Raw genomic sequence first — 6,108 nt, 5'->3', positions numbered from 1 at the left:
CATGTACCGACTGATCCACCGCATTCGCGAGCAAGCCCGCTCCCACATTTAATCTTCGCTGTTCTCAAAAGCAGTGTTCATACCGCTTCCCGGCGCCGATCTTCCCTTGGGCACTTGGCAAACCTTGCCCGGTAGCTGCGGGTGAAATACGACGGCGACTCAAAGCCGCAGGCGATGCTCACCTCCAGCACGCTCAGGTCGCTCTGGCGCAACAACTGCCGAGCCTTTTCCAGGCGCAAACCCAGGTAGAAGTTGCTCGGTGTGTCGTTCAGGTGCAGCCGAAACAAGCGCTCCAACTGCCGTCGCGTGACCTTGATCGTCTCCGCCAGCGCCAGTGTGCTCAACGGCGGTTCCGTGTGCTGTTCCATCTCCCCAATCACCTGCACCAACTTCTTGTTGTTGATGCCGTAGCGCGTGGCGATCTGCATGCGTTGGTGGTCTTTGCGCGGGCGGATGCGGCCGAGCACGAATTGCTCGGACACCTGGATCGCCAACTCGGGCCCGTGGGCCTGGCTGATCAGGTCGAGCATCAGGTCTATGGAGGCGGTGCCGCCCGCCGAGGTGATGCGCCGGCGGTCGATCTCGAACAGCTCCTGGGTTACCGTCAGCTGTGGATAAGATTCCTTGAAGGCGTCGATGGCTTCCCAGTGCAGGGTCAGGCGGTGGCCGTCGAGCAGGCCGGCTTCGGCGAGTACGCAGGCGCCAGTGTCGATGGCGCCGAGGGTCACGCCGTCGTGATCAAGGCGACGCAGCCAGTGTTCCAGTGCGGGCGTGGCGAACTTCAGCGGTTCGAAGCCGGCCACCACCAGTAAGGTCGAGCCTTTCTTCAGCGGCTCCAGCGCGGCGTCGGCGTTGACCGACATGCCATTGCTCGCCAGCACCGCGCCGCCGTCGGCGCTCAAGACGTGCCAGCGGTACAGCTCGCCGCGAAAACGATTGGCGACACGTAAAGGTTCGATCGCGGAGATAAAGCCGATGGCGGAGAAGCCCGGCATCAGCAGAAAGTAGAAATCCTGGGACATGGAGCGCTCTCGTAGGACGGACAGCGTGGTCACTGTGATACGCCAGTTCAATCGGTCATTCAAGGGGGCAGGTCGCTGCAGTGCAAGAGCTGGTCGCCGCCGTGCGTTTTGTCGGGGACCAAGCTGCGTAACTTGGCTGCACGGTGCACAAAGACGCCGGAACCCACAATAACAACCTGCCGAGGGAACCACCATGAACCGACTGATCAGCCGCTGCGTGCTCGCACTCAGCGCCAGCGCCATTTTGAGCACCAACGTCATGGCAGCCGATGCGGCTTCTTGCCAGAACGTGCGCATGGGCGTGGTGAACTGGACCGACGTAATCGCCACCAGTGCCATGACTCAAGTGTTGCTCGACGGCCTCGGCTACAAGACCAAACAGACCAGCGCGTCCCAGCAAATCATCTTTGCCGGGATTCGCGACCAGCGCCTGGACATGTTCCTGGGCTACTGGAACCCGCTGATGACCCAGACCATCACCCCGTTTGTCGACGCCAAGCAGGTCAAGGTGCTCGACAAGCCGTCCCTGGAAGACGCCCGCGCGACCCTGGCGGTGCCGACTTACCTGGCCGACAAGGGCCTGAAGACCTTCGCTGACATCGCCAGGTTTGAAAAAGAACTGGGCGGCAAGATCTACGGCATTGAACCAGGCTCGGGCGCCAACACCCAGATCAAGGCGATGATCGCCAAGAATCAGTTCGGTCTCGGCAAGTTCCAACTGGTGGAATCCAGCGAGGCCGGCATGCTCGCCGCCGTCGACCGCGCCGTGCGCCGCAAGGAGGCCGTGGTGTTCTTCGGCTGGGCGCCGCACCCGATGAACGTCAACGTGGCGATGACTTACCTCACCGGCAGTGATGACGCGCTGGGCCCGAACGAAGGCATGGCCACCGTGTGGTCCGTCACCTCGCCGACCTACGCCGAGCAATGCCCCAACGTGCACAAGTTGCTCAGCAACCTGACCTTCACCGCTGCCGACGAGAGCCGAATGATGCAGCCGCTGCTGGATCACAAGGACGCTTTCGAGTCGGCCAGGCAATGGCTCAAGGATCACCCGCAAGACCAGCAGCGCTGGCTGGAAGGCGTGACCACCTTCGACGGCAAACCCGCCGCAGCCAACCTGCAATTGACCAGCAAATAACCTGTCTTGAATCACCGTTTCGCAGCCGCTCCCGGCTGCGAACGGTATGACTACGCCTGAAAATCACGCCTGTAAGGAACCTGCCTCATGAACCACGACGTCATCATCACCTGCGCACTCACCGGTGCTGGCGACACGACCGCCAGAAGCCCTCACGTGCCGGTCACTCCCAAACAAATCGCTGCCGCGGCGGTGGAAGCAGCCAAGGCCGGTGCCACCGTGGTGCATTGCCACGTACGTGACCCCGAGACCGGCAAGTTCAGCCGCGACGTGGCGCTGTACCGCGAAGTGATGGAGCGCATCCGCGAGGCGGACGTCGACATCATCGTCAACCTCACCGCCGGCATGGGTGGCGACCTGGAAATCGGTGGCGGCGAGAACCCCATGGAATTCGGGCCCAACACCGACCTGGTGGGCCCGCTGACCCGCCTGGCCCACGTGGAAGAGCTGCTGCCGGAAATCTGCACCCTGGACTGCGGCACCCTGAACTTTGGCGACGGCGACACCATTTACGTCTCCACCCCGGCCCAGCTGCGGGCTGGCGCCAAACGTATTCAAGAGCTGGGCGTTAAAGCCGAGCTGGAGATTTTCGACACCGGTCACCTGTGGTTCGCCAAGCAGATGATCAAGGAAGGCTTGCTCGACAACCCGTTGTTCCAGCTGTGCCTGGGCATCCCGTGGGGCGCGCCGGCCGACACCACCACCATGAAAGCCATGGTCGACAACCTGCCGGCTGACGCGGTGTGGGCCGGCTTCGGGATTGGTCGCATGCAGATGCCGATGGCGGCGCAAGCGGTGCTGCTGGGCGGCAATGTGCGAGTCGGCCTGGAAGACAACCTGTGGCTGGACAAGGGCGTGCTGGCGACCAACGGCCAGTTGGTGGAACGCGCCAGCGAGATCCTCAGCCGCCTGGGTGCGCGGGTCATGACCCCGGCCGAAGGCCGCGTGAAGATGGGCCTGACCAAGCGCGGCTAAGACACACTGCACGACGCCCTGCAGGAACCGAATCAAATGTGGGAGCGGGCTTGCTCGCGAATGCGGTGGATCAGCCACCGAATGCATCAACTGACAGACCGCTTTCGCGAGCAAGCCCGCTCCCACATTTTGATCTTGGCTCTCACACAGAATCACCGAACTCTTTAGGAATTTGCCATGAGCTTTATCACTGAAATCAAAACCTTCGCCGCGCTGGGCAGCGGTGTTATCGGCAGCGGCTGGGTATCCCGCGCCCTGGCCCACGGCCTGGACGTGGTGGCCTGGGACCCTGCGCCCGGTGCCGAAGCGGCCCTGCGCAAACGTGTCGCGAATGCTTGGGCCGCCCTGGAAAAACAAGGCCTGGCACCGGGTGCTTCACAAGATCGCCTGCGCTTTGTGCCCACCATTGAAGAGTGCGTGAAAGACGCCGACTTCATCCAGGAAAGCGCCCCGGAACGCCTGGAATTGAAGCTGGAGTTACACAGCAAAATCAGCGCGGCGGCCAAGCCGAACGCGTTGATTGGTTCGAGTACTTCGGGGTTGTTGCCGAGCGAGTTTTATGAAAGCTCCACGCACCCGGAACGTTGCGTGGTGGGGCATCCGTTCAACCCGGTTTACCTGTTGCCACTGGTGGAAGTGGTAGGCGGCAAAAACACTGCGCCGGAAGCGATTCAGGCAGCAATCAAGGTGTACGAATCCCTCGGCATGCGCCCTTTGCATGTGCGTAAGGAAGTGCCCGGTTTTATCGCTGACCGTCTGCTGGAAGCCCTGTGGCGTGAGGCGTTGCACCTGGTGAACGATGGTGTGGCAACCACCGGCGAGATCGATGATGCGATTCGCTTTGGCGCCGGTTTACGCTGGTCGTTCATGGGCACGTTCCTGACCTATACGCTGGCGGGCGGTGATGCCGGGATGCGGCACTTCATGGCGCAGTTCGGCCCGGCCTTGCAGCTGCCGTGGACCTATCTGCCGGCGCCGGAATTGACCGACAAATTGATTGACGACGTGGTGGACGGCACCAGCGATCAGTTGGGCAAACACAGCATTTCGGCGCTGGAGCGCTATCGTGATGATTGCCTGCTGGCGGTGCTGGAGGCGGTGAAGACCACCAAGGAAAAACACGGTATGACCTTCGCCGAATAACCGCTGTTGATTTTCTGTGGGAGCTGGCTTGCCTGCGATAGCGATGTTGGATTCACCGCCGCCATCGCAGGCAAGCCAGCTCCCACATTTGACCGAGTACATACCCGGAATTCATGACATGCCCGCACTCACCACCTACACCACCAAAATCCTCCCCGAGTGGGTCGACTACAACGGCCACCTGCGCGATGCGTTCTACCTGCTGATTTTCAGCTACGCCACCGATGCGCTGATGGACACCCTGGGCCTGGACAGCGAAAACCGCGAAGCCAGCGGCCACTCGCTGTTCACCCTGGAGTTGCACCTCAACTACCTGCACGAAGTGAAACTGGGCGCCGCCGTCGAGGTACACACCCAACTCATCGCCCACGACCGCAAGCGCCTGCACCTCTATCACAGCCTGCACCTGGTGGGCGACGAAAAGGAGCTGGCGGGCAACGAACAGATGCTGCTCCACGTCGACCTCGCCGGGCCGCACTCGGCGCCATTCAGTGAAGCGGTGCTGGGCAAGCTTGCCAGCATCAGCGCCGAACAAACCGACCTGCCGAAGCCCGCCCTGCTCGGCCGCGTGATTGGACTGCCACCCCAAAAATAAGGAATCGCCATGCAAACCGCCGCCGCTGTTGCCGACTTCCGTACTTACCCACTGATCAGTGACCTGGCCGATGTGCAGGTGCACGGCGATCACCTCAGTGTGCGATGGGCCGATGGGCGGGTCAGCCCGTTTCATCACCAGTGGCTGCGGGACAACTGCCCGTGCCCTGTTTGCGTCTACAGCGTGACCCGTGAACAGGTGCTGGAAATCGTCGATGTGGACGAACACCTCACGGCCCTCAGTGCGCGTATCGACCAGGGTCTGCTGACAGTGGAATGGAGCGGCGGGCATCGCAGCCAATACGATCCCGGATGGTTGCGGGCGCACGCCTACGACGATGAGTCCCGCGCCGAACGCCGGGCTGCCAAACCGAAATCCCTGCTGTGGGACCGTACGTTCGAGCTGCCCGTATTCGACTACGCAGCGCTGATGGAAGACCCGAAAGCCCTGCTGCAATGGCTGCTGGCCCTGCGTGACAGCGGCCTCACCCAAGTGCGCGGTGTGCCCACCGAACCTGGCTCGCTGGCGCTGATCGCCAAGCGCATTTCGTTCATCCGCGAGAGCAACTTCGGCGTGCTGTTCAACGTGCAGTCCAAGGCCGATGCCGACAGCAACGCCTACACGGCATTCAACCTGCCGCTGCACAGTGATTTGCCGACGCGGGAGCTGCAACCCGGGCTGCAGTTCTTGCATTGCCTGGTGAACGACGCCGACGGGGGCGAGAGTATTTTTGTCGATGGTTTTGCGATTGCGCGGGCGCTGCGGGACGAAGATCCGGAAGCCTTTCGCGCGTTGTGCGAGATCCCGGTGGAGTTTCGCAACAAGGACCGTCACAGCGACTATCGCCGGCTGGCGCCGATCATCGCTCTGGATGCCTTGGGTGAAGTCGCCGAGATTCGCATGGCCAACTTTCTGCGCGGGCCGTTTGAGGCGCCTGCAGAGCAGATGCCGTTGCTCTATCGCGCCTATCGCCGGTTTATTGCGATGACCCGGGAGGAGCGTTTTCGACTGGTCAAACGTCTGAATCCGGGCGAGCTGTGGTGCTTTGATAATCGCCGGACCCTGCATGCGCGCAATGCGTTTGATCCGGCGTCCGGCGCGCGGCATTTCCAGGGCTGCTATATCGACCGCGATGAGTTGTTGTCGCGGATATTGGTGTTGCAGCGGTAGACCGAGGCGCGCCCTTCGCGAGCAAGCCCGCTCCCACAGTTGACCGAGTTCTCCTGAAAAAACGC

General features: G+C 61.9%; 6 protein-coding genes. 5 read left to right on the top strand and 1 reads right to left on the bottom strand.

What is annotated here, in order from left to right:
- Positions 1-77 precede the first annotated feature (77 nt).
- A complete protein-coding gene (locus ACW9I6_RS29890) occupies positions 78-1,022 on the bottom strand; it encodes a GlxA family transcriptional regulator (RefSeq protein WP_177048686.1) in 945 nt (314 codons plus the stop codon).
- Positions 1,023-1,215: 193 nt separating this feature from the next.
- On the opposite strand from ACW9I6_RS29890, the gene ACW9I6_RS29885 reads away from it, so the two are divergent.
- The 5 genes from ACW9I6_RS29885 (at position 1,216) to ACW9I6_RS29865 (ending at position 6,043) form a co-directional block, all read left to right on the top strand.
- The gene (locus ACW9I6_RS29885; protein WP_003216926.1) at positions 1,216-2,160 is read left to right on the top strand and encodes a choline ABC transporter substrate-binding protein; all 945 of its coding nucleotides are present in this window, start codon (positions 1,216-1,218) and stop codon (positions 2,158-2,160) included.
- Between the two features lie 87 nt (positions 2,161-2,247).
- Positions 2,248-3,135, top strand: coding sequence for a BKACE family enzyme (locus ACW9I6_RS29880; protein WP_003216924.1), 888 nt, complete (start codon positions 2,248-2,250; stop codon positions 3,133-3,135).
- 177 nt (positions 3,136-3,312) lie between these two features.
- Positions 3,313-4,278, top strand: coding sequence for an L-carnitine dehydrogenase (locus tag ACW9I6_RS29875; RefSeq protein WP_457340150.1), 966 nt, complete (start codon positions 3,313-3,315; stop codon positions 4,276-4,278).
- 118 nt (positions 4,279-4,396) lie between these two features.
- Positions 4,397-4,873 (top strand): thioesterase family protein, encoded by a 477-nt coding sequence (locus ACW9I6_RS29870; RefSeq protein ID WP_008430629.1) that lies wholly within the window; start codon positions 4,397-4,399, stop codon positions 4,871-4,873.
- A 9-nt stretch (positions 4,874-4,882) separates the two neighbouring features.
- The gene (locus ACW9I6_RS29865; protein WP_008430627.1) at positions 4,883-6,043 is read left to right on the top strand and encodes a gamma-butyrobetaine dioxygenase; all 1,161 of its coding nucleotides are present in this window, start codon (positions 4,883-4,885) and stop codon (positions 6,041-6,043) included.
- Positions 6,044-6,108: the final 65 nt, after the last annotated feature.

This window comes from Pseudomonas sp. SDO5522_S412 (assembly GCF_054071215.1).
Note: the sequence above shows the minus strand (reverse complement) of the source record. Positions and strands in the feature narration are given on the sequence as shown.

Coding starts and splice junctions, on each gene's coding strand:
- ACW9I6_RS29890 (WP_177048686.1), bottom strand. CDS start 1,022: ATGTCCCAGGATTTCTACTTTCTGCTGATGCCGGGCTTCTCCGCCATC.
- ACW9I6_RS29885 (WP_003216926.1), top strand. CDS start 1,216: ATGAACCGACTGATCAGCCGCTGCGTGCTCGCACTCAGCGCCAGCGCC.
- ACW9I6_RS29880 (WP_003216924.1), top strand. CDS start 2,248: ATGAACCACGACGTCATCATCACCTGCGCACTCACCGGTGCTGGCGAC.
- ACW9I6_RS29875 (WP_457340150.1), top strand. CDS start 3,313: ATGAGCTTTATCACTGAAATCAAAACCTTCGCCGCGCTGGGCAGCGGT.
- ACW9I6_RS29870 (WP_008430629.1), top strand. CDS start 4,397: ATGCCCGCACTCACCACCTACACCACCAAAATCCTCCCCGAGTGGGTC.
- ACW9I6_RS29865 (WP_008430627.1), top strand. CDS start 4,883: ATGCAAACCGCCGCCGCTGTTGCCGACTTCCGTACTTACCCACTGATC.